Source organism: Bacillus sp. LBA3-1-1.1 (assembly GCF_040676495.1).
In the GTDB taxonomy this organism is placed as follows: Bacteria; Bacillota; Bacilli; order Bacillales; family Bacillaceae_G; genus Bacillus_A; species Bacillus_A nitratireducens.
The window spans coordinates 48,280-70,809 of record NZ_JBEGIB010000013.1 but is presented as its reverse complement, the minus strand read 5'-3'; the positions used below and the strand labels follow the sequence as shown (position 1 = coordinate 70,809).

The following is a 22,530-nucleotide window of genomic DNA, read 5'->3' as shown; positions in this document are numbered from 1 at the left end:
ACTTCTATTATACTAATACACTTGATAAAAATACGATTAATGCTGTTAATACTACCGCCCCACTTGCTGATCCTACGAAGTCACCTTTTGTTACGTTTAATACTTGCTCGTTGTTCATAATTTTCATTCTCCCTTCTCCTATTTTTGTTACAAAACTTCTATTATACTAATACACTTGATAAAAATACGATTAATGCTGTTAATACTACTGCTCCGCTTGCTGATCCTACGAAATCACCTTTTGTTACATTTAATACTTGCTCGTTGTTCATAATTTTCATTCTCCCTTCTCTTATTTTGTTATAAAACTTCTATTATACTAATACGCTTGATAGAAATACGATTAATGCTGTTAATACTACTGCTCCGCTTGCTGATCCTAAGAAGTCACCTTTTGTTACGTTTAATACTTGCTCGTTGTTCATATCATTCATTCTCCTTTTTATAAGTTATCTATATGTAATTTATAAGAAATGATTAGTTCATAGTTTTTATGTTGTCGTTACATTAAAATTAATTACGTAACGTTTGTAACATTAATGTAACATAACTATTATTACGTTGCAATATGATTACGTAAATTTTATTACATTTTTTTTACGTTTTTTTATGAACACCCTTAAAAACCCTATTTTAATGCATTTTCTACTAAGTTCATGTTTGTAACATTCATGTAATATTACAGTCATAAAACGAAATATAATTATATCCCTCTCTACTTTTGTTACAAATCAAGGTGAATCTTCAATAAGTAAGGTTGAATATATCAGGTTTTCACTGGCTGCTAATGTAGGATAAAATACTATTTTTCCAAGATAAGTTTATATGTTTCCTCTATATAACTATGTATAATAAAAACAAAGAGGTGGTCATTTTGAAATTAATCGCACTAGATATGGATGGTACACTACTATCATCTAATCTTGAAATCTCCAAAGAAAACTTACAAGCTATCCAAACCGCAAAAGAAGCTGGTCATATTGTAATGATTTGTTCTGGCCGCGCGAAAGAGGACGCTTTAAAATTATTGGAAGAATATAAACTATCTCTTCCAGTTGGAGCAAGCAATGGGGCAATTGTTTATGTGGATGGAAAAGTAATTAACTCGCGTTGTTTACAAAATGATAAAGTATACAAGCTTGCAAAGTTACTAGAATCTGAAGGTTTTCCATATAAGTTGTACACAAATAAAGGAGTTTACTCTCCTTATACATGGCAAGATCAGGTTATGCAGGCATTCGAAGAAAACAAGCATACACTAGATGTTACACTTGAGGAACTTGAAAGAATTACAGAAAAACAAAAGAAATCAAACTTAATTACTGATTTCCAAAAAATCGAAGATGTTGTAAATAATCCAGAATTAGAAATATCTAAATTCTTTATTTTGACATTTAATGCTGCTCATCGTTCGCAGCTATTGCAAACTTTACAAGAAGATACGGATATTTCAGTTACCGCATCAGCTCCTACTAATGTAGAAATTATGGATAAGCATGGTCATAAAGGGAACGGCCTACAAGAAATGGCAGCTTATTTCAATATACCAATTGAAGATACTGTTGCAATCGGTGACAACTTTAATGATGTGCCAATGCTACAAGTAGCCGGCTTATCAGTTGCAATGGGAAATGCTGAAGAAGATGTAAAAAAACTATGTGACGTTGTAACATTAACAAACAATGAACATGGTGTTGCTCATGCAATCGAGCAATTTGTATTGAAACAAACTTCATCAAGTAAATAAAAAAAAGGACTCTTTCATATTTTGAAAGAGTCCTTTTCTTTTACACATGATGACAAGCAACAAAATGATCTTCACCAACATTACGAAATTCTGGCACAGTCGTTTTACAAACATCTGTAGCAAATGGGCAACGTGTATGAAAACGGCAACCTGATGGTGGATTTGCCGGACTTGGAATATCCCCTTCTAGAATAATCCGTTCTCGCTTAACTGTTGGATCCGGTATTGGCACTGCTGATAACAATGCTTTTGTATATGGATGAAGCGGATTCGCAAATAACTCATCACGTGGTGCTGTTTCCACAATAGTTCCTAAATACATAATTCCAATTTTCGTACATAAGTGCTCCACAACACTTAAATCATGTGAAATGAATAAATAGGATAATCCCTTTTTCTCCTGTAATTCACTAAACAAATTAATGATTTGCGCTTGAATAGATACATCTAATGCCGCAACAGGCTCATCAGCTACAATAAATTCTGGATCTAATACCATCGCCCTTGCAATAACGATACGTTGACGTTGCCCACCGGAAAACTCATGAGGGTACCGGTCAATATGATACGGCGCTAAACCACATAACTCCAATACTTCTATCACCTTTTCACGGACATTTTCTTTCGTCGCTAGTCCGTGAGCCAACATTGGCTCACCAAGCGCTTCTCCAATTCTCATTCTAGGATTTAATGAACTAAATGGATCTTGGAACACGAGCTGCATATTAGGACGGTGCTTTCTCAATTCCTCCTTGGATAAGGAATGAACATCGTGCCCTTTAAACTTTACTTCCCCCTCCGTTTTTTGGACGAGACGTAAAATTGTTTTTCCTATAGTTGTTTTTCCACTTCCTGATTCTCCAACGAGGCCGAACACTTCACCTTTATTAATAGTAAAACTTACTCCATCAACTGCCTTTACATGTCCAATCGTTCTACTAAATATGCCGCCTTTAATTGGAAAATACGTCTTTAAGTTTTTCACTTCTAATAATGGTTCACTCATTATTCCGCACGCTCCTCATATAACCAGCAAGCTACTTTATGGTTCTCATCATGTACATTCAGATTTGGTGCTTCTTCTTTACATATTTCCATGCAATGTTCACAGCGGCCACTAAAGTAGCAAAGCTCATCTAAGCCAACTAAATTTGGAACTTGCCCTGGAATAGAATAAAGTTTATCTGTTCGTTTCCCCATTACTGGTTTTGATTTTAGCAGCCCTTGCGTATATGGATGTTTCGGATTTTGAAATATCTCTAGTACCGGTGCCTCTTCAATAACTTTTCCACCATACATAACGACAACATAATCGGCCATTTCCGCTACAACACCTAGATCATGTGTAATTAATAAAATCGATGTTTTAAATTCCTCTTTTACTTGTCTTAGTAAATCTAATATTTGCGCTTGAATCGTAACGTCAAGAGCTGTTGTCGGTTCATCTGCAATTAATAACTTTGGATTACAACTAAGTGCAACAGCAATCATAATACGTTGTAACATGCCACCGCTTAGTTCGTGCGGATAAGAATGGACAATTTCATCAGCACGAGCAATACCAACTTTACGAATTAATTCAATTGCTTTTTTGTATGCTTCGTTTTTGCTAAGTAGTTCATGCTCTCTTAACGTCTCAACAATTTGCTCCCCAACGGTGAAGACTGGATTCAGCGATGTCATCGGTTCTTGGAAAATCATCGCGATATCATTTCCTCTTAAACTACGAAGTTCTTTCTCCTTCATTCCTAAAAGACTTTTTCCTTCATAAAGAATATCGCCACCAACGATGCCGCCAGATTCAGCAATAAGTCCCATAATAGATAAGGCCGTTACACTTTTCCCACAACCTGATTCACCTACTACACAAACTGTTTCACCTTCTCGAACTGAAAAGCTAACATGATTGACAGCCTTTACTGTACCTTCTTCTGTCTGAAAGTGTGTTTGTAAATCCTTTAGCTCTACTACTGCTTTACTCATGCTTCCTCACCTACCGCTTCATCTTTGGATCTAATGCATCACGAAGTGCATCGCCAAGTATATTAATTGATACAACTGTTATAAAGATTGCAAAACCAGGCGGTATCCATAACCACGGACGCTTTTGGAAATCGATTAATGAGTTTGCTGCACTAATCATATTTCCCCACGATGGTGTAGGCGGGACAACGCCAAGACCTAAGTAACTTAGTGCAGACTCTCCTAAAATAGAACCCGCAACACCTAATGTTGATACAACAATTAATATCGGCAGAACATTCGGTATTAAATGATATACTATTTTCCGGTAATCGTTTATCCCAAGCACATCAGCAGCTTGCATAAACGATTGTTCTCGTAGCGATAAAATTTGACCTCGTACGAGGCGTGCAAGTCCTGGCCAACCTACTAAACTTAAAATGATCATAATGACATAAAGACGATAATCAGATGGTACTTTCCATTCTGATAAAATAGCTCCCATTATAATAAGCAATGGTAATCCTGGCATCGACATTAAAATATCAGCAAGACGCATTATAATATTGTCGACGATGCCACGATAAAAACCTGCAATCGCTCCTAATAAAGCACCTAGTATAACGGATAACACCATTGAAGCTAAACCTATTGTTAATGAAATCCGTCCGGCTTGCATAAGCCTCGTTAAAATATCCCTTCCTAATTGATCTGTACCAAGCCAATGAGAAAAACTAGGTGGTTTGTTAATTAACGTAACTTGTATTTTCCCTGATGCATACGGCGAAAAGAATGGACCGATAAAACAAAATAAAAACATAAAAACTAATGCGTAAAATCCTATAAGTGCCATTTTATTTTTCTTTATCCTTTTAAAAGCTTGCCTCCATGGCGATGATTCATTCCGTCTTTTCTTCTTTGCTTTTTTCTCTGTAATTGCTGTAACAGTTTCCATCTCTTTCCCCCCTTACTTCAACCGAATACGTGGATCAACAACTGCATATACAACATCCGCAAAAAAGTTTGAAACAATTGTCAAACAAGAAAGAAACATTGTAAATGCCATTAATACCGTATAATCACGAAAATTAAGTGCTTCTAATTGAATATTACCGATACCTGGCCAATTGAAAATTTGTTCTATAATAATTGCTCCTGAAAACAATCCTGGTAATTCAAATGCAAGCAATGTAATAGCCGGCAAAATTGCATTTTTTAGTGCATGTTTATAAATAACAGTCTTCTCCTTTAAACCTTTTGCTCTAGCCGTTCGAATGTAATCTTGCCGTACAACTTCTAACATACTCGTTCTAAAATAACGAGTTAATGAGCCAACTCCAAGAAGAGTCAAAATAAACACGGGTAAAACCATATGCTTTGCAACTTCTATTACGTAAGCAAGCCCAGTCGAATTACTCCCAACATCAATCATCCCGCCTATCGGTAATAGCTTAAAGTCAACCGCAAACACTTTAATTAAAAACAAACCGATAAAGAATGAAGGGAATGACATCGCTGCAAAAACACCGATTGTTACAAGCTTATCGAATAAAGAATGTTGCTTTGTCGCTGAAAATACACCAATAATAAGTGCAATTAGCCAAATAAAGAACAACGCAATAACTGCGACAATAAACGAATTCCACATAAATTTATTTAATAATGACGTTACAGGTTCTTGATATTGAAGAGAAAAACCAAAATCCCCCTGTAATGCATTACCGAGCCAGTGAAAATATCGCTCAACAATTGGTTTATTTAAACCATATAACTCTCTAAGTTCTTCAGCTCTTTGCGGTGTAATCTTTGGATTTGAATCAATATAGTCACCGGGAAGAAGCGCGAATAAAAAAAAGATAATAACTGACGTACCCAACAGTGTAGGAATCATTTGTAACAACCTACGAATGATATATGTTTTCACCCTTTTTCTCTCCAATCTTATGCTTAAAATAGAAGAACATTTTTTCAAAGCGGCACACTACTTGCCGAGTGAAAAAATGTCTTCTACTTATACATTCTTATCCTTATTTTTCAATAGATAATACTGGTAAGTTTGCACTAATACTATTGTATTTTTCAGGGTCAATTCCTTTTATATTCCCGTTGTATCCTGTAATTGTTCTACGGTAGTTTAATAGAATTACTGGTGGATCATCACTTAATTCTTTATACAGTTCTTTATAGATTGGTTTACGTTTTTCAATATCTACCGTTTCAATACCTTTTTGAATTAACTCATCTACTTTTGCATTTTTATAACCAAGACTCTCCTCATTGACACCCGACAAATATTCACCAGCTGTTTCACTCGGATCACTTGTAATTGGTGTCGAAACAGAAGCTAAATCATAATCACCTTTGTTTACCTTCGAAAGCATAGTATTAAAGTCCATAAATTCAGGGTTAAATTCTACACCTATTTCTTTATAATTCTCTTTTGCAATCGGAATTAATAAATCGCTATCTTTAGCCGAACTTGGGCCGAAATAAGAAAGCTTTAATTTTTGACCATCTTTTTCACGAATTCCATCCGAACCAATTTTCCATCCTGCTTCATCTAATAATTTTTTCGCTTTTTCTTTGTCGTATTCATATTTATTAACTCCTTCTTCCGTATAAGCCCAAGAAGTTGGATGAATTGGTACATTAGCTACCGTACCGTATCCTTTCAATGCTGTATCAACATATTTTTTACGATCTAATCCGTAAATAAGTGCTTGACGAACCTTTTTATTCTTTAAGTACGGCTTATTATTATTCATATAAATATAGCTAAATGACGCTGCTGTTTCGATTTGAATGTTCGCAAATTGTAAACCTTTCGCCTGTTCAAGAATTTCATCACCAGTACCTAAGCCAGTGTAATCAACTTCACCTGTTTGGAACAATTGAAGCTTTGTATCACCAGCAGTGATTTTATAAATGAAGTTTGGGATTTTCGGTTTACCTGCATAATAATTTTCATTTGCTACAAATCGAACTTCTTGACCTGGAATATACTTTTCAAATTTATATGGGCCCGCAGCTATCGGTTTTCCATATAACTCTTTTAAATAATCTAAACTTGTATTCTGTTTATAGCCTTTTCCATAATAAGCTTTTGATAGCACTGGTCCACCTAAAGCAGTTAGTGTCTGCGAATTAACTTTTTCAGTCGTAATTTTAATTGTCTGTGGATCAACGACCTGAATTCCTTCAATTGAAGTTGCCTTTCCTTCTTTATAGTCTTTACCGCCTTTAACCGCGTATTGGGAAATGTCTATTTCACCTTCATACGCCTTATCATGTAAAAGCGTCAATGTGAACGCTACATCATCTGCTGTTAATGGCGAACCATCACTAAATTTTAAATCTTTACGTAAATGGAATGTATATGTTAACTGATCAGAAGAAACATCCCACTTCTCAGCTAATTCAGGGGTTGGCTTTCCTTGTTTATCTGTCGATACAAGAGATGCAAAAATAACAGAAGTTACGTTTCCATCCCAGCCATTTTGCTGAAAGTATGGTAAAAAGACACCACCAGGTTTACTAATCCCCACAACTAACGTGTCTTTTCGATCCTTTGCTTTATCGGGTACTTTCGTCTTATCTGTAGCCGCAATCTTTTCGATTTTTATATTTTTTAAATCTTGCTGTTTAACTGGTTCTGTAGAAGCTGTATCCTCCTGTCCCCCACAAGCAGATAACACAAGCGAACTACTCAGCAATACTGAAAATACACCAGCCCATTTTTTTGTCTTTTTCTTCATTGTCCCCACCCTAACTTTTTTTTAATAATTACACCTTATGAACTGCTTGCCTTATGTATGCCTCCCACAGCAACATTTTATAGCCAATCGGAAAAGTCGGTTTTAATTATAAAAAAATAGTTGTTTTTGAGGGGTAACAATCTTATTCCGACCTTTCCGGTAGACTTTATGGTTATTAGCTTATATCTTCCAGTATATTTTGTCAATTATTTCTATATAAATATTTCGAGAATTCTCCAAAAATTATTGAGCAATATTCAATTTAGGTAAACTTAACAAAATACCATTATAGTTATCTTCTTGTAATCCTTGAATTCGTGCATTATGTGCAGACACGACTTTACTATTGTTTAAGAAAATAACAGGTGGATCTTCACTTAACTCTTGATATAGTTTTTTATAGATTTCTTTTCGTTTTTCAATATCCAATGTTTCTAATGCCTGCTTAGCTAATTCATCTACTTTCGGATTATGATATCCATCATAATTACGCTTACTTGTCGAAACAAACTCCTCAATTGTTCCGCTTGGATCATCAATCATCGGTGTGGAGACCATCGCTAAATCATAATCTCCTTTAATTACCTTGGAAATCATCGTATTAAAGTCCATGTATTCAGGATTGAAATCTACCCCAATCTTTTTGTAATCCTCTTTCATAACGTGGATCATCACATCATTGATTTTACTTGCAGAAGAAGCAAAATAACTTACCTTCAATTTTTGGCCATCTTTTTCACGAATACCATCTGACCCAGCCTTCCACCCTGCTTCATCAAGTAATTTCTTCGCTTTTTCTAAATTATATTCGTATTTATTGATTCCTTCTTCCGTATACGCCCACGAAACTGGTGTAATTGGCACATTAACAAGTGAAGCATAACCTTGGAAATACGTATCAATTACTTTTTGGCGCTCTAATCCGTAAATAAACGCTTGGCGTACACGTTTATCTTTAAAGTATGACTTCTTATAATTCATTTTAATATAGCCGTAAGAACTTCCTGTATACACATTAATATTAGCGAAACCTAGATCTTTTAATTGCTCAATCGTTTCCGTATTTGTCGTGAAGCCATCATAATCTACTTCTCCCGCTTGAAATTGTTGCAAATTCGTATCACCTTTTGTAATTTTATAAATAAAGTGCTCAATCTTCGGTTTACCTTCAAAATAATTTTCATTTGCTACAAAACGAACTTCTTGACCTGGAATATATTTATCTAGTTTATAGGCTCCTGCCCCCATCGGTTTTCCGTATAACTCTTTTAAATACTCTAAATTTCCTTGCTTATATTCTTTACCGTAATAAGCTTTTGATATAACTTCTCCACCAATTAACGATAATGTTTGGGCATTTACCTTCTCAGTTGTAATCGTAATTGTTTTCGGATCGATGACTTGAATCCCCTCAATAGATGTAGCCTTTCCTTCTTTATATGCTTGCCCACCCTTTATTGCTGTTTGGCTTATGTCCGTTGCACCACTATAAGTTGGATCATGCAGTAACGTTAATGTAAATGCTACATCATCCGCTGTTAACGGCGAACCATCACTAAACTTTACATCATCTTTCAAATGGAACGTATATGTAAGCTGATTCTCCGAAATATCCCACTTCTTCGCTAGAATCGGGATTGGTTTTCCTTCCTTATCCAGCCCAACAAGAGGAGCAAAGATAGCTTGCGTTATATTGCCATCCCACCCATTCTCCATAAAATGCGGAAGGAATATCCCGCCAGGGCTCGGCATTCCAATTACAAAAGTATCTTTTCTTTCCTTTGCCTTTGCTGGACTTTTTGCTTTGTCACTCGCCTTAATAAACTCATCTTTTACTTTTGGCATCTTTGCTGTTTCATTTGTACTTTTCTCTTCTTGAGCGCATCCTGCTAATAAAACCGATGTACTAAGGAATGTAGCAAGTAACCCTTTCAAAGCCTTTCGCATAATTCTCACCCTTACTTTCCTGTTTTTTAATTAAGAGGGAACGTAACGCTCCTTTCTGTAACTATCTTTATTTTTCCTATAAAAATAGTATGAATTGATTTCAAGATTATTCCTTTTCAATAGGTATGTCAATCCTTACTAATTGTTTTCTCTCAAAAAAACAAAAAACACCTTCTATTACCTAATAGCCCCACATAGAATAATAACAACCAACTACCAAAAAGGGGGCGAAAACATGGACAACCTATTCCAATATGTCCTGCACTATATATTATTAACAATTATGATAGTCGGGGCACTATTACTATTCCCGTTCTTCCCAAAGTTCGTCCTCTTTTTAGCTTTTTTTATTATGCTCGGGATCGCTGTTATAATTTCAACAAGGGAAGATACTCCAAAAAAAGAAAGCAGAGTTCAGCGCGTAAGGCTGTAACTCTGCTTCTTTTTTTACTTTCAACCATGAGTCTCTGTCACGCATACTTATGTCTCGGGAAATAATTAGCCTACACTTCTGTAATTACTATTATTGAAAAAGCTTTTGATAACATTTATTTTTCTCTTTACCAGTTCTTCAATTTCGATATGGAATTTTTGCTGGATGAAAATTGCGTAACATAAATTTATCAAAATTACTGTTTCACGTGAAACACATTTTTTATTTATCTCTTACGTAAAATATTATTATAAAGTTAAACTTTAATCAGTGGGGGTTTTGTTCATCCCCCACCAATCGGGCGTTTACGGGCAGCAGGATAAAAAGGAAAGCTAATCCCTTCAGCAAAACTGAAAGGAATTAGCTTTCTACTTTTTACTCCACAATATTCTCTAACTCATTATATAACTCCGCTCGCAAAAACTCTTTTTTCGTTTTTTCTTCATACAATTGTTCAAGCATTTCAACATCAACCACATGTTCCATTTTACATTCGAGTGCATATATATCTTCTTCTATATGCATTAACTCGTTTTCAACTTCCTCTAAATTCCTAGACTCCTTCTTTTTTATAGGCATTACTTTCAACACTTTATTCCCTTGCTGTTGCTGCTTCTGTTTTGCTACTTGTTTCTCAATTCTTTCTTCCCACTTTTGACGAGCCCATGCATAGTTTCCTGCAAACTCAAATAATTTGTGTTCATCAATCCAATATGTCTTTTCAAACAATTTATTTAAGAAATAACGATCATGTGAAACAGCTAAAATCGTCCCATTATATTGTTCAAGGGCTTCCTCTAAAACTTCCCTTGATTCAATATCAAGATGATTCGTCGGCTCATCTAAAATAAGAAAGTTAACATCTTGATACATAAGTTGCGCGAGCCTTAACCTCATTTTTTCTCCGCCGCTCAGTTGCGTTACTTTCTTAAAAACAGCTGGACCATAAAATAAAAAGCGAGCTAATATATGTCTTGCCTCTCCCTCTGTTACAGCCACACAATCTCTGAAAGCTTCCAATACATTGTTCTTCATATTCCCATACGCATGTTGCGATAAATAACCGATTTTCACACTACTACCAATCCGAATTTCTCCAGCATCTTGCTTCATTTCTTCTAATAGTAATTTTAATAACGTAGTCTTTCCTGTACCATTACGTCCAACGATAGCTGCGCGCTCCTGAAAACGAATATGCAAATTTGCCTTCTCGAATAAAGGTCTGTCGGCAAATCCTTTACTCACTTCTTTCATTACAACAACATCTTTCCCGCTTCTCTCTTGCCCTTCAAACTGAAGTCCCATCTGTTTTCTATCCAAAACGGGTCTCTTTAGTTTCTCTATACGCTCTAATGCACGTTCCATATTTCTCGCTCTCTTGTGCAATCCTTCATTCGGCGGATTCGCCTGATTTGCCCATTCACGTAGACGCTTAATTGCTTCTTTCATTTTCTTTATTTTCTTTTGCTGTTCTTGATACGCTTGAAATTCTTGAAGCAACCGTTCTTCCTTTTCCTCAACAAACTGGGAATAGTTCGTATGATATACGTGAATTTCTCCATCTTCTAAATCAAAAATTTTCGTTACAACTTCATCAAGGAAATAGCGATCATGCGAAATGACCATAACTGTTCCTGTATATTCTTTTAGAAATTGCTCTAACCACTCTACGGCAAATAAATCTAGATGATTGGTTGGTTCATCTAATAGAAGTAAATCCGGTTTCTGCAATAGCATGTACGCAAGACTTACTTTTGTTTGTTCTCCACCACTTAACTCCATAAATGATCGTGGAAACAGTTCCGTCACCTGTAGACCATTTGCTACCTTCATAATATTCGCTTCTATTTCATAGCCACCGAGAAACGCGTACCTTTCTTGAATTACTCCGTATCTCTCCATCAATTTTTGTAAAGCAGATGCTTCCTGTTCTTCCGCCATATTTTTTTCTAAAGCATGCATTTCTATCTCCAACTCTTTTTCCTTTTTAAAAGCGGAGCTTAATACATCATATACATTCATTTCATTATTGAATTTTGGAATTTGTGCTACATGACCGATGCATGTACCTTTCTTCATATGAATGGCTCCCGCATCCAAACTCTCCATTCCTGTTAGAAGCTGAAAGATAGTTGTCTTCCCACTACCGTTACGACCAACTAATCCAATACGTTCACCATTCTTTATTTCAAGCGATATATTTTCAAATACGATGTTTCCACCAAAAGATTTCGTTACATTATTTACACTACAAATTGTCATTTTCCGTACTCCTCTCAATATAAAAAACCATGGGAAAGAAACATTCCCCATGGTTTTTGGCATAGAAAAAGGAAGCCAAATAGCTCCCTTTTCACACGTTTATCAAAAATGGATGAAGAGACTTCTATCGTTCAATAGCTACTATGCAATTGTTAAAAAAGGGCATACGTATCCCGTTAACAACTACATCATGAAAAATCGCACGACAAAAATAGATATAATCTAAAAATTTGGCACGTGCAGCTAAAGAACGTTTCATCTCATTCACCCCTTTCGTACGGAATTTAATACTACTTCTTTATTATACTTTCCCATTTCATGTTTGAATAGTCATTTTTCTGAAAATAATGAAGATAGACTAAACATTTCAATAAGTGACATCAAATCTTACAAAACTGTTATGTTCACGTAATGGAAAGCGATAGTACGAAAAGATGCCTCCCTATACAATAAAGGTACAAACAAGAGAGACAAAAACAAGGAGGAAAACAATCATGATGAAAGAAATCGTAAAAGCAATCTTTGAGGTATTAGTGAACGGACAAGCAGTTGTAAAAGAACTAAACGAACTATAAAAAGGAGTGAAGGAATATGATGAACATGGTGAAAATGATTTTACACGCTTTAGTCGACGCAAAAGCAGTTAGCCAAGAATTAAACCAACAATAAAAAGGGGTATATGAATATGAAGAAAGCCATTATTGTAATCGCAAGTACGGCAATTGCCTTATACACAATAAAAAATAGAAAAAAGAAACAAAATGCAAATGCTCTATATTATCCATACACACTATTGAAGAAAAAATAAAAGACAAGGTACCCTATTGTAATGAGGATATCTTGTCTTTTATTTTTCCCTATTCCCTTTAAAGGATTTCCTCCTCCTTTTCCCGAATGTATTAAGCGGGATTTTTACACATATTTTAAAGGGGCATATATACAAATGGATACACAACAACTATATTTTTTAAACGATATCGGTAAACAAAAACCAGAAAGCATTCGGAACAGAAGCGCTGCATGTCCTTTTTGTGACAGAGAAAATTTAACGGATATTTTAGCAGCTGAGGGCTCTATTATTTGGTTAAAAAATAAATTCCCTACATTAAAAGATACCTTTCAAACAGTGCTAATCGAAACAGATAATTGTGAAGATCATATCGGAACATATACAGAAGAACATATGAGAAAACTAATTCGTTTCTCTATTCACCATTGGTTAAACTTACAGAATAACGAGGAATTTGCATCTGTGATTTTATATAAAAATCATGGTCCGTTTTCAGGTGGCAGTTTGCACCATGCACACATGCAAATTATCGGAATGAAATATGTAGACTATCTCGAAAACGTAGAAAAGGAAAATTTCCAAGGAGTAATTGTACAAAAAAACGAACGTATTGAACTCAATATTTCCGAGCGTCCTATTATTGGCTTTACTGAATTTAACATAGTCATTGAAGATATTGCATTTATAGATGAAATGGCAAATTATATTCAGCAAACTGTACGTTACATACTGACAGATTTCCATAAAGGATGTAGTAGTTATAACTTATTCTTCTATCATCTAAATGGAAAAATCATTTGTAAAGTTGTTCCTAGGTTTGTCGTTTCACCATTGTATGTAGGATATAAAATACCACAAGTTTCTACAAAACTAGAAGAGGTGAAAATACAACTAGCGCAGTATTTCATGAAACAAGAAGACAAAATTATTCATAAAAAAATAGAGTAGGTGTCGAAAACCTACTCTTTTATTACGCCTTTATTCCGATAATATACATCTTCTAATCCAACGTTATACTTCATATTGTTATCCGTCCACTCTGGCCCTAGATTCCCTGGCCATCCTGATGTATTTGCTATATATTTCAGTAATGCAAAATCAGTCAAACCCTTTTGCACCCCACGCTTATATCCTTTCAGTAAGTGCGGCATTGCAATTTGCGCATTTGTACGCGGATCTTTCAACTCTTCATCAGTTAAATTATCCGGTGCAAGCCCACCACCGCGGTGCAATTGAAACAATCCGAATGAAGTTCCGTTATCTCCAACACTTCTTGGATTTAACCTACTTTCATGTTCGGCAATTGTAAGAGGTATCCATTCTGGAAGGTTTACTTTCTTTGCTTCCTCTATAATAATTTGTTTCATCTGTTTTGCTTCCTCTGAATTAACATAGCTTGTCTCATTTATTAGTTTATCCATTCCTTCAGACTTCTCTTGGAAATATAAATACACTCCAAGAACAACTAAAAATCCTACAAAGAATTTCTTCACTACCTCTACCTCTTTCTCCGCTGAAATTTGTCCCCTTTCAGCTTTCCCTTTACAATTACCTACATTCTATCGTTCTCTTACTCTTCCATCATAGCAAATTACTATACATATTATCATCATGCTTTAGACCGATTTTGTGAAAAAACAGTTGGTAAATACGTGCAAAAATGTAACTTACATGGACTATAACTTATTTATTGTATATAATTGTAAATTGAATTCTACATATAGAATAGGAGCACACAAAATGAAAAAATGCCTAATACTCTTGTTCAGCATTTTACTACTCATACCTGTACACACATCCGCACAAACATCATCAAAACCAAAGGTACTTATTTTATATAGTACAGAAAATAATACAGTTACAAACAATGTACAAATCCTTAATACTCAGTTAGGGCACTTTACAAAAGATATAACAGTAAAAAGTTTAAAAGAGATAAATGAAATTACTAACTCATCTTCTTATACACATATCGTTTATATAGGAGAGAAAAAAGAAGATCTTTCTACTGAAGTAAAACAATTTCTGGAAAGCTTCTCAGGTCCAGTATTAGTTTTAGGTCAAAATGTTGAGCAATTATCTAATCGTTTTTCGTTCATTACCTCAGATGAAACTGATATACGAACTCATACTATAGAATATCCGACACACAAATTAAAAAATGAATTACAAGAAGAACGCTTAATGAAGAAAATTGAAGCAAAAGGAACAACTCTTGCTTATGCCTTGAGTGCCGATGGAAACCATCCGTTAATCGTTCACCAAGGAACATCATATTACGTTGCAACTCCAAACCTTTTCGATTGGATGTCTCATTACGTCGGTGAAATGCTATTTTCTTACTTTGAACAAAAGCCGATGACAAATAAAACTTCAGCTTATTTACGTCTTGAAGACGTTCATCCAGCTGTAAATGTAAAGCAATTAAAAGAAATTGCTGAATTACTAAAAGAGAAAAACCTTCCTTATATGATTACTGTTATCCCTGTTTACAAAGATCCCGACACAGGAAAAACAGTACATTTAAAGGATAACTCTGAATTAGTCGATGTTTTACGCTTTATGCAAGATAACGGCGGTTCTATCGTTATGCATGGTTACACCCATCAGTTTTATGATAGTGAAACTGGCGAAGGTTTTGAGTTTTGGGATGTAAAAACAGATCAACCAATTCGCCAACCAAACCATGAAAAACCCAAGACAAAAGAAGATTTTCAGTCTACAGAAGACTATAATAAATACGTAGAAAACGGAAAAGCCTTCGAAGAAAAATATACGAAAGATCATATTGAAAAAGGGATTACAGAGCTTGTAGAAGCGAAATTATATCCAGTTGCCTTTGAGGCTCCGCACTATACAATGTCTCAAAAAGGATATGAAATACTATCACAATATTTTTCAACTTATGTAGGACAACTACAACTAAACGATACAACTTGGAAATCAATGCACTCACCGGCTTATATAAGTACACCGTCATTTTTACATGGGATGAAATTAATTCCTGAAACTGTTGGCTTTATTGAAGAAGATAAACCACAAGCTATAGCAAAAATGAAAGAACGTGCTGTATCTATCGAAAAATTATCCGATGGAATTATCGGTGCATTTTATCACCCTTACTTAGGTGTTACACCATTAAAAGAAGTATTAAAAGAACTGGAAAGCATTCCAAACATAGAGTGGATTGATTTACAAAAAGAAACGAATGAAGTAAAAATGAAAGATATTTATATTACTACTAATAAAGACGGCATTCACGTTGAAAAACCAACAAGTGCGAATGACATAATTGATTATATAAAACAATATGGGTTCTTCCTTATAATTGGGTTCATTATAATTGTCTTTCTTTTATTATTAAGACGTGCGAAAAAATTAGAATCCTAATATAAAACCACCAAGCAAAATGCTTGGTGGTTTTTTTAACTTAAACCAAAACGTGGCATGTTATTAATAACCCATTGATTATTTTCATAAATAAATTCAACTTCTACCTTTTCCGTTACATTATCATAGTCATTATACGTTTCTACCTGCGCTTTTATTTTTCCATCCTTTAACTCGGCAGAAATAATTTTTGTAAATTTAGTTCCTGCTCTTGACCCTGGATCTCCAATAACATAGTGCATTTTTCCATTTAACTCTTTAATATACTTACTCTTCATATACTCTGCTATAAATGATTTTGAGAAGTACGTAGATAGCGTAATCTCTAAAGTATCCTTCGTATTATAAATAGGATTCACTAATTCCCCGTATGAAAAATCCTCTACTCGTTTTGGGTTTCCTGTTAGTGCGGCCATTTGAATATTGGTAAGTTCCTTCTGTGCATTCCATACTTTCTGTAACATAGCGTCATCTGCTAGCTTCTTATCTTGTACTTCATTTGATTTCTTTGTATCTAGATTCAAAATAGTTCCATTATCTGTATAGAGATACATATCTCCTGCTACAAAATATAAATAGGATTTAGTTGGCTCTATTGCTTTATTATAAATTACCTTTTCATTTCCACCATTAATTTTCTTCTTATACACTCCATCATTTTTCAAGTAATAAAAAGTATCACCTTTCACATTCATCTGCAAGGCGTCCTTTACCAATAACTTTTCATTATTTTGTTGAGTGTCTATCTCATATATACCATGCTCAGCTTGATTTACTTCAAAAGGTAACGAAAAATCAACAACGGCATATAATTTTTCATTATTATAAGTCGCACTAGATATTGTTGCATAACTTTCTTTTGACCAAGTTTGATTGTCTTTTGTCACTTGTGTTCCACGATTTTTATTCCAATGTAGAATACTATCGTCTATCGTTCGAGACCAGCCAGAGTTTTTAAATGTAGCTTCCTCTTCTTGCCCTGTTTTCAAATCCATTTTTACAATCCCTACAATATCAAAACCACCATGTTCAGAATACTTTTTCTGGTAAAATAACATTTGGTCTTTTATATAAACATAATTTGTATCTGCTTTTAACGTATCCAGCTTTTTAGAAGATATATCATACTTCATTAAAGAAGATAGTCCCGCATTTCTATCTTCATCTGTATGAATAAAATATAAAGATTTATTTTTTATATTTATGTAAGAAGCATTCACACCTTTTACTACAAGTTCTGATGTTTGAAATTGATCCTTCGTACGATAAATGCCTCCTGTATTTTTATCACCACTTACCGCATAGTAAATCCATCCATTACTCTCTGCCATTTTTCCTTTGTTAGAACTATTTCCAACTGCATTCCCATTTTTCTCATTTTCTTTCATCTGTTTTTCAACTATTGGATCCACTTGTTCTTCCTTATTTTCTTGTGCTACGTTTGTATTTGTCGCCTTTTTTTCTGATTCGCACCCAAACATCGCAAGCGAAAGCGCTCCGGTCATAATCGTAATAGCTATCTTTTTATATGCTTCCCCCATTTTCTCCCCCTACTTCCTTCATCAAATTAAACACATGATAAATTATAGAAAATATTAGAAAAAATATCCATAACAAAAAGGATAAGAGTGACTCTCCTATCCTTTCAAATAAAGTGAAACTTTAATCAGTAAGGGTTTTGTTCATCCCCCATTGATTTATTAGCCCTCACCAATCGAGCTTTTACGGACAGCCCGACCCCCGCCTAACTTCTCTACTTTCACTGAACTTTGAGGTGGGGGTCTTACTGCCCGTTAATGCGGGGTAAAATTGAATTGTATTTTCGTATATTGTTTCTGTAACCTCATCAACAGATATGTTTTTTATAACACTAATTTCCTTTAATACCTCTCGAATCATTGTCGGATGCGTCATAACACCCTCTTGAAATTCCCATGGGCCATCTGTTTCTACCATCATATATTCAAGCGGATAATACGAAACGATTTTTCTAATTTTCTCCTTATGTAAAACATCCGGTGTGATAGAAATATAATAACCGTTCCTCATCATCCGTTTCATTGTCTCTTCACTCCCTTTAAACCAGTGGAAGTGTGCACGTGAAACTTTATATTCTTCAAGAAAATCACATACAGTGTCAGCATCTTCATAAACCGCATGCAATATAATTGGTAAATCGTATTTACTAGCTAGTTCCACAAATTTTTTTAACACCGCTATGTATGGATCGATAGCAATATTTTCATCTTCTTTCCTTAAATAATATGGCAAGCCCACTTCACCAATCGCAACGATTTTCTCTACATGATCTTCAATTAATTTATAAATTTGCTCACATTCCTCTTTATGAATCGGTTGCTCCGGATGAAAACCTATTGCTGGATGTACAAAAGGATATCGCTTTGCTAAAGATAAAGTTTCTAGGCATGATTGATAATTCATAGATACTGCAATAAGCCCTTGTATCTCTTTACTGTTTTCCACATCTATAAGTAATCTACTTTTCTCTTCATTCTCATATTGATCAACATGTATATGGCTATCAATCCATTTCATCTTTATGCCCCCATAAAAAAAACAAGAAAGGGTCTCCCTTCTTGTTTTATCATCTATATTAGTTAACAATTAAATTTGTTATTATATCAAATAATCCAATACATACTATGGCAACAGTAAAGTAGCTACAGAAATCTTTAATTGGAAACTTCACTACTTCTTCTTTACGCATCCCAGTTTTCTCCCTTCTTACTATATCCCTAATTATTTTTTATCTATTTGTATCTATTATGCAAAAAATATGACAAAATTACTATCGAATTAACTTACGTAAACCTTACAATGTTGTAAGGTTTAAAAAAGAGCCTCATCTAAATAGAGATGAGGGCTATTCAAAATTAGTTGGTTTTTTATTCTTCATTAACATTACAAACAGAAAGTAATACAGTGAGACTTTCTAGTTACACTATATGAAATTCACTATCTATTAACCATCGAATTACATTACAGAAGGCTTACATGTTTGTAAGCTATGTGTAATGTAATTCGATAGTTTCCCTTACCTATATTTCGTACAATAAAGTTAGAAAGTAAGCCAAATAAGAAGAACACTCACATAACCAAATTACATTGCTAGTAGCCGACTCTTCTTATACCTTTCACTCATGCTACTACAATTTACCCCCTTCCCCTTTATATAATAAAAAGAGCCTTAGTCCATATGGACTAAGGCTTTTTCATGCGCTTCAAAATACCCCTACCCAGTATTTTTATTTTCGACAAAAAATAGGTAGGGGTATAATCCGCTATCTCGTCGTTAAAAGTTTACTCTTCGCATTAATAGGAATATTTACAGCTTCAATTTCTTCAATCGTCTCGCCGTAGCGTCCTTTTGCGTACACTTTTAATGCTTCATCTCTCTTTAACATATGCTTAACGGTCTTCTTTATTTTTTGTTCTTTTCCACGTTCGTCAAATGCAATAAATTCATATTCATACCATTCATCACCAATATGCTGACCAATTGTATTCACAACCGTATAATATTCTTTCGTCTTATAAAGTGGATTATATTTATCTATAACTGGTCCAAATTTCGTAGGCAGTAACATTACTACTATCACTATCATCGCTATTATAGTAGTGATCATTTTTTTCTTCATACTAAACATTCCTCCTCTGCAGGATATATATACATCCATTTTAAAAAGAAGGAATAAAATCTACTATTGAATCTCATTACATTACACTTACATTTTTGTAAGAATTAAAAAAGGCGAACGAATTTACTCGTTCACCTTTTAGCTCGCTTTAAAGCCACCACCAAGTACATCACGTACATCATGAATAACAACGAAAGCATCTTCATCTACTCGGCTAATAACTTGCTTTAACTTAACAAGCTCTTGTTTATTAATAACAATATATAATACTTCTTTATTTTTACCAGTATATCCGCCGCGCCCCTCTAATACAGTGACACCGCGCGTCATGTTTTTCGTAATAGTTTCACGTATTAAATCCGGTTGATTTGAAATGATTGTAACAGCTGTTTTTGTATCCATTCCTTCTACAATGAAATCAATTACTTTCGCTCCGATAAATACAGCAACGAGTGTATACATTGCCTTTTCTTGCCCTATTATAAATACAGAACCGGCAATTACAATGATATCAATAATAAGTACGCCTTTACCAACACTCCAACCTAAGTATTGATTTGCTAACTGCGCTAAAATTGCCGATCCTCCTGATGTACCTCCAGCTTTGAACATACACCCTAATCCGATACCTACAAATAAGCCAGCGAATAGAGCCGCTAATAACGTATCACTATTTACATGATACTCAATATGTTCCGTAACATATAAAAACAAGGATGTTTCTACAATCCCTAAAATTGTATAAACCATCGTTTTCTTATCAAAAAATTTATAACCAACAGCCAGTAAAATTGCATTTATAGCAAAATTGACAATCCCTGGCGACCAACCAAATAAATAATACGTAACAACCGTTACACCAATAATGCCACCTTCTGATAAACGGTTTGGAATTGCAAAATAATTAATACCGATTGCGAATAACAATGAACCAATTGTAATTAATGTTATCTCTTTTATACGTTGATTAACCATAGTTCATACCTCCCCCCATTTGACATTGTATCACTATCTCCTAGAGGTTTAGAAGTTGTTTTTATTCCGCATTTTTCCTCACAAAGACCAAAATATTATGTTTAAACAAAGGGGTGATTAATTATTCATATTCGCTCTAACTGTACGGACAAATCGCTCCACATTACCTTTCTGAATATACTTAGCTGTTACCGTTTCCTGATTACAAGTAAACACTAATTGCGGATGAAAATTTATGTCATCTATATGCAAATACGAATACACTTCAAATGTTGATGGATAGTACGGAATTTCTCCATAAAAGAGGAGACGTCTAGTAGTAGCAACGAAAATCCCATGCCGATATGATAAGGTAAAATCATCTTTCTCAAATATCCCTATCACAAATGCTAAAATTTGTTCATCATCCTCTACATACCTTTTCATACTTAATAAAAGTTCACTCATACATATCCCTCCAAATTCTATTCATTGCTTTAACACTTGAAAAGAATCCATGGATTATTACAGACCGGTGTAACTCTTTTATAAAGTATGAAATGCGTTTCCTGTCAAAGACATTTCAAAAAATAATCCGTTATGTGATTATACACATAACGGATTATCGCTAAACTGTAGAGCGTTCCACAAGTTTATACGGAATTTCCATCTTTTCTTGTTTAGAACCCTCATCACTTACTTGCCTGTAAAACATTTCAAAAGCCGTCTTACCTATTCCCTTTAAATTTTGGTCAATAGTTGTCAGTTGTAAAACTTGAGAAATCGGTTGATTATCAAAACCAATAATCGCTAAATCCTCCGGAACTTTAATACCTAGTTTATTAACTTCTGTCATGATCCCAATAGCGACCTCATCTCCTGCCACTATTAACGCTTCTGGCGGATTCTCCATCTCCTTAAATTGATGCGCAACTCTTACACCATCTTCTAATGTAAAGCATTCTGTGAAAATCCAATCTTCCATCACTTCTTCATCTATTAATTGTAGCTGTTGTTTATACGCATCAAAACGTTTCTTACTACTTGGTCCTAACTTTCTTCCCGTACAATATCCAATCTTCTTATAACCTTTTTCAATAAGGTAACTCATCCCTAATTGAAAGGCATTAAAGTGATCTGTATATACACTCGATATACTTTCAATATCATTATCCTCACAAGCAATAACCGCCCCATACGCTGCATAAGGCTCTATAATTTCCCACTCATTCGCACGAGAACAAATGATCAAACCATCTAGTTGCTTTGTTTTCAACATATGTAAACTTTTCATTTCTTCTTTTTTATTGTAATTCGTTTGACAAAGAAGCACCCTGTAATTATGAGCTAACGCAACGTCCATCATTCCACCCACCATTGCATCAAAACACGGATGATTAATATAAGGTAAAATCACACCAACAATATTCGTCTTCCCTTTTGATAAATGAACAGCATTTGCATTTTGTGAGTAATTCAATTTCTCAACTATTTCTAAAACAACTTTCCTTTTTTCTTCACTTACATATGGATGATCATTTAATACCCTCGAAACAGTCGTAACTGAAACCCCAGCCATCTTTGCAATATCTTTAATATTAGCCATACACTCACCTCTACTTTTAACTTAA

23 protein-coding genes are annotated in these 22,530 nt (G+C 34.5%); 5 read left to right on the top strand and 18 right to left on the bottom strand.

Annotated elements, in window-relative coordinates; translation table 11 throughout:
* Positions 1 to 7 precede the first annotated feature (7 nt).
* The 3 genes from MRBLBA3_RS13875 to MRBLBA3_RS13865 are packed head-to-tail and all read right to left on the bottom strand — an operon-like array spanning position 8 to position 434.
* Positions 8 to 118 carry a DUF3948 family protein gene (locus MRBLBA3_RS13875; protein WP_001058533.1) on the bottom strand — a complete coding sequence of 37 codons (111 nt, stop codon included), beginning with the start codon at positions 116 to 118 and terminating at the stop codon, positions 8 to 10.
* A gap of 43 nt (positions 119 to 161) precedes the next feature.
* Positions 162 to 281, bottom strand: coding sequence for a DUF3948 family protein (locus tag MRBLBA3_RS13870; protein WP_016128222.1), 120 nt, complete (start codon positions 279 to 281; stop codon positions 162 to 164).
* Between the two features lie 33 nt (positions 282 to 314).
* Entirely contained in the window at positions 315 to 434 is a 120-nt protein-coding gene (locus MRBLBA3_RS13865) for a DUF3948 family protein (protein WP_002009865.1), read from the bottom strand.
* Positions 435 to 874: 440 nt separating this feature from the next.
* Between MRBLBA3_RS13865 and MRBLBA3_RS13860 the strand changes: the two genes are divergently transcribed.
* The gene (locus MRBLBA3_RS13860; RefSeq protein ID WP_000766416.1) at positions 875 to 1,747 is read left to right on the top strand and encodes a Cof-type HAD-IIB family hydrolase; all 873 of its coding nucleotides are present in this window, start codon (positions 875 to 877) and stop codon (positions 1,745 to 1,747) included.
* 40 nt (positions 1,748 to 1,787) lie between these two features.
* Here MRBLBA3_RS13860 and MRBLBA3_RS13855 read toward each other — a convergent pair whose 3' ends face one another.
* The 6 genes from MRBLBA3_RS13855 to MRBLBA3_RS13830 form a co-directional block, all read right to left on the bottom strand.
* Entirely contained in the window at positions 1,788 to 2,753 is a 966-nt protein-coding gene (locus tag MRBLBA3_RS13855) for an ABC transporter ATP-binding protein (RefSeq protein WP_098665287.1), read from the bottom strand.
* Positions 2,753 to 3,730 (bottom strand): ABC transporter ATP-binding protein, encoded by a 978-nt coding sequence (locus tag MRBLBA3_RS13850; protein ID WP_363381742.1) that lies wholly within the window; start codon positions 3,728 to 3,730, stop codon positions 2,753 to 2,755. Before MRBLBA3_RS13850 ends, MRBLBA3_RS13855 begins: the two co-directional genes overlap by 1 nt.
* A 10-nt stretch (positions 3,731 to 3,740) precedes the next feature.
* The gene (opp4C, locus tag MRBLBA3_RS13845; protein WP_000451059.1) at positions 3,741 to 4,664 is read right to left on the bottom strand and encodes an oligopeptide ABC transporter permease; all 924 of its coding nucleotides are present in this window, start codon (positions 4,662 to 4,664) and stop codon (positions 3,741 to 3,743) included.
* A gap of 12 nt (positions 4,665 to 4,676) precedes the next feature.
* Positions 4,677 to 5,633: an ABC transporter permease gene (locus MRBLBA3_RS13840; RefSeq protein ID WP_363381740.1), complete on the bottom strand. Its 957-nt coding sequence runs from the start codon at positions 5,631 to 5,633 to the stop codon at positions 4,677 to 4,679.
* 103 nt (positions 5,634 to 5,736) lie between these two features.
* Positions 5,737 to 7,464 (bottom strand): ABC transporter substrate-binding protein, encoded by a 1,728-nt coding sequence (locus MRBLBA3_RS13835; RefSeq protein WP_363381738.1) that lies wholly within the window; start codon positions 7,462 to 7,464, stop codon positions 5,737 to 5,739.
* 243 nt (positions 7,465 to 7,707) lie between these two features.
* Positions 7,708 to 9,411, bottom strand: coding sequence for an ABC transporter substrate-binding protein (locus tag MRBLBA3_RS13830; RefSeq protein WP_363381736.1), 1,704 nt, complete (start codon positions 9,409 to 9,411; stop codon positions 7,708 to 7,710).
* A 235-nt stretch (positions 9,412 to 9,646) separates the two neighbouring features.
* Here MRBLBA3_RS13830 and MRBLBA3_RS13825 point away from each other — a divergent pair, with 235 nt between their 5' ends.
* Positions 9,647 to 9,844 carry a hypothetical protein gene (locus MRBLBA3_RS13825; protein WP_000369245.1) on the top strand — a complete coding sequence of 66 codons (198 nt, stop codon included), beginning with the start codon at positions 9,647 to 9,649 and terminating at the stop codon, positions 9,842 to 9,844.
* Positions 9,845 to 10,219: 375 nt separating this feature from the next.
* Here the strand turns inward: MRBLBA3_RS13825 and abc-f are convergent, their stop codons facing one another.
* Positions 10,220 to 12,106 (bottom strand): ribosomal protection-like ABC-F family protein, encoded by a 1,887-nt coding sequence (gene abc-f, locus MRBLBA3_RS13820; protein ID WP_212088824.1) that lies wholly within the window; start codon positions 12,104 to 12,106, stop codon positions 10,220 to 10,222.
* Between the two features lie 124 nt (positions 12,107 to 12,230).
* Positions 12,231 to 12,365, bottom strand: coding sequence for an RAxF-45 family protein (locus MRBLBA3_RS13815; protein ID WP_079999070.1), 135 nt, complete (start codon positions 12,363 to 12,365; stop codon positions 12,231 to 12,233).
* A gap of 420 nt (positions 12,366 to 12,785) precedes the next feature.
* On the opposite strand from MRBLBA3_RS13815, the gene MRBLBA3_RS13810 reads away from it, so the two are divergent.
* Positions 12,786 to 12,914, top strand: coding sequence for a hypothetical protein (locus tag MRBLBA3_RS13810; RefSeq protein ID WP_002074188.1), 129 nt, complete (start codon positions 12,786 to 12,788; stop codon positions 12,912 to 12,914).
* Positions 12,915 to 12,935: 21 nt separating this feature from the next.
* Positions 12,936 to 13,844 (top strand): DUF4931 domain-containing protein, encoded by a 909-nt coding sequence (locus MRBLBA3_RS13805; RefSeq protein ID WP_002094762.1) that lies wholly within the window; start codon positions 12,936 to 12,938, stop codon positions 13,842 to 13,844.
* An 11-nt stretch (positions 13,845 to 13,855) separates the two neighbouring features.
* Here MRBLBA3_RS13805 and MRBLBA3_RS13800 read toward each other — a convergent pair whose 3' ends face one another.
* Positions 13,856 to 14,389, bottom strand: coding sequence for a transglycosylase SLT domain-containing protein (locus MRBLBA3_RS13800; RefSeq protein ID WP_090814360.1), 534 nt, complete (start codon positions 14,387 to 14,389; stop codon positions 13,856 to 13,858).
* 247 nt (positions 14,390 to 14,636) lie between these two features.
* On the opposite strand from MRBLBA3_RS13800, the gene MRBLBA3_RS13795 reads away from it, so the two are divergent.
* Positions 14,637 to 16,286 (top strand): polysaccharide deacetylase family protein, encoded by a 1,650-nt coding sequence (locus MRBLBA3_RS13795; RefSeq protein ID WP_363381733.1) that lies wholly within the window; start codon positions 14,637 to 14,639, stop codon positions 16,284 to 16,286.
* Between the two features lie 35 nt (positions 16,287 to 16,321).
* On the opposite strand, the gene MRBLBA3_RS13790 is transcribed toward MRBLBA3_RS13795, so the two are convergent.
* The 6 genes from MRBLBA3_RS13790 to MRBLBA3_RS13765 all read right to left on the bottom strand — a co-directional run bounded on the left by MRBLBA3_RS13790 (position 16,322) and on the right by MRBLBA3_RS13765 (position 22,505).
* Positions 16,322 to 17,827 (bottom strand): DL-endopeptidase inhibitor IseA family protein, encoded by a 1,506-nt coding sequence (locus MRBLBA3_RS13790; protein WP_363381731.1) that lies wholly within the window; start codon positions 17,825 to 17,827, stop codon positions 16,322 to 16,324.
* Positions 17,828 to 18,008: 181 nt separating this feature from the next.
* Positions 18,009 to 18,842 carry a TatD family hydrolase gene (locus MRBLBA3_RS13785; protein ID WP_098775117.1) on the bottom strand — a complete coding sequence of 278 codons (834 nt, stop codon included), beginning with the start codon at positions 18,840 to 18,842 and terminating at the stop codon, positions 18,009 to 18,011.
* 746 nt (positions 18,843 to 19,588) lie between these two features.
* Positions 19,589 to 19,945 (bottom strand): YxeA family protein, encoded by a 357-nt coding sequence (locus MRBLBA3_RS13780; RefSeq protein ID WP_363381729.1) that lies wholly within the window; start codon positions 19,943 to 19,945, stop codon positions 19,589 to 19,591.
* A 138-nt stretch (positions 19,946 to 20,083) separates the two neighbouring features.
* A complete protein-coding gene (locus tag MRBLBA3_RS13775) occupies positions 20,084 to 20,920 on the bottom strand; it encodes a YitT family protein (RefSeq protein ID WP_000248057.1) in 837 nt (278 codons plus the stop codon).
* Between the two features lie 117 nt (positions 20,921 to 21,037).
* The gene (locus tag MRBLBA3_RS13770; RefSeq protein WP_001292580.1) at positions 21,038 to 21,367 is read right to left on the bottom strand and encodes a PH domain-containing protein; all 330 of its coding nucleotides are present in this window, start codon (positions 21,365 to 21,367) and stop codon (positions 21,038 to 21,040) included.
* 160 nt (positions 21,368 to 21,527) lie between these two features.
* On the bottom strand, positions 21,528 to 22,505 hold the full coding sequence (locus tag MRBLBA3_RS13765; RefSeq protein WP_001273926.1) for a LacI family DNA-binding transcriptional regulator: 978 nt from the start codon (positions 22,503 to 22,505) through the stop codon (positions 21,528 to 21,530).
* Between the last annotated feature and the right edge of the window lie 25 nt (positions 22,506 to 22,530).